The organism is Acidovorax sp. LjRoot204 (genome assembly GCF_056175785.1).
The window spans coordinates 1-1,616 of record NZ_JBGFFF010000326.1 but is presented as its reverse complement, the minus strand read 5'-3'; the positions used below and the strand labels follow the sequence as shown (position 1 = coordinate 1,616).

Genomic DNA, 1,616 nt, shown 5'->3' with positions numbered 1-1,616 from the left:
GGCGAGCCCGGCGAGGGCAAGACCGCCATCGTAGAAGGGCTGGCTCAGCGCATTGTGGCGGGCGAAGTACCCGAGAGCCTCAAGGGCAAGCGCGTGCTCAGCCTCGACATGGCCGCGCTGCTTGCGGGTGCCAAGTTCCGGGGCGAGTTTGAAGAGCGCCTGAAAAGCGTGCTCAACGAACTGGCCAAGGACGAAGGTCAGACCATCGTCTTTATCGACGAGCTGCATACCATGGTGGGCGCGGGCAAGGGCGAGGGCGCGATGGACGCGGGCAACATGCTCAAGCCCGCGCTGGCGCGTGGCGAGCTGCACTGCGTGGGGGCCACCACACTGGACGAATACCGCAAGTACATCGAAAAGGATGCTGCACTGGAGCGGCGCTTCCAGAAGATCCTGGTCGGCGAGCCCACCGTGGAGGCGACCATTGCCATCCTCCGCGGCTTGCAGGAGAAATATGAGGTCCACCACGGCGTGGACATTACCGACCCGGCGATCGTCGCTGCGGCCGAGCTGAGCAATCGCTACATCACSGACCGCTTCYTGCCYGACAAGGCSATCGACYTGATCGAYGAGGCCGCGKCCAAGATCAAGATCGAGATGGACTCCAAGCCTGAGGTGATGGATAAGCTCGACCGCCGCCTGATTCAGCTGCAGATCGAGCGCGAAGCGGTGCGCCGCGAGAAGGACGAGTCCTCACAAAAGCGCTTTGCGCTCATCGAGGAGGAGATCACCAAGCTGCAAAAGGAAATCGCCGACTACGACGAGATCTGGCAGTCTGAAAAGGCCCAGGCGCAAGGTAGCGCTCATGTGCGCGAGGCCATCGACAAGCTCAAGTTTCAGATCGAGGAATTCACTCGCAAAGGTGACTTCAACAAGGTGGCCGAGCTGCAATACGGCAAGCTGCCTGAGCTGGAAATGCAGTTGAAGGAAGCCCAGGCGCAAGAAGCTGGCAAGGACGGCGCGCCCGCCACGCGCCGCCTGCTGCGCACGCAGGTGGGCGCCGAGGAAATCGCTGAAGTGGTGAGCCGCGCCACGGGCATTCCCGTGGCCAAGATGATGCAGGGCGAGAAGGACAAGCTCCTGCAGATGGAGTCCAAGCTGCACGAGCGTGTTGTGGGCCAGCAAGAGGCGATTGCCGCAGTGGCCAATGCGATTCGCCGTTCGCGCTCAGGGCTGAGTGACCCCAATCGGCCCACTGGATCGTTCCTGTTCCTCGGCCCCACGGGCGTGGGCAAGACCGAGCTGTGCAAGGCGCTCGCGGGCTTCCTGTTTGACAGCGAAGACCACCTGATCCGCGTCGATATGAGCGAGTTCATGGAGAAACACTCGGTGGCCCGTCTGATCGGTGCGCCGCCCGGCTACGTGGGCTACGAGGAGGGAGGCTACCTGACCGAGGCCGTGCGCCGCAAGCCCTACAGCGTGCTACTGCTCGACGAGGTGGAGAAGGCCCACCCGGACGTCTTCAACGTGTTGCTGCAGGTGCTGGACGACGGCCGCCTGACCGACGGCCAGGGCCGCACCGTGGACTTCAAGAACACGGTGATCGTGATGACGAGCAACATCGGCTCGCATCTGATCCAGGCCATGGTGGGGCAGGATTCGGAAGACATCAAGGA

1 protein-coding gene is annotated in these 1,616 nt (G+C 62.8%); it reads left to right on the top strand.

Features of this window, described 5'->3' with window-relative positions; translation table 11 throughout:
• Positions 1–1,616, top strand: a 1,616-nt coding sequence (locus tag AC04MI_RS25045) for an AAA family ATPase (protein WP_476499027.1), incomplete at both ends; no start/stop codon positions are given.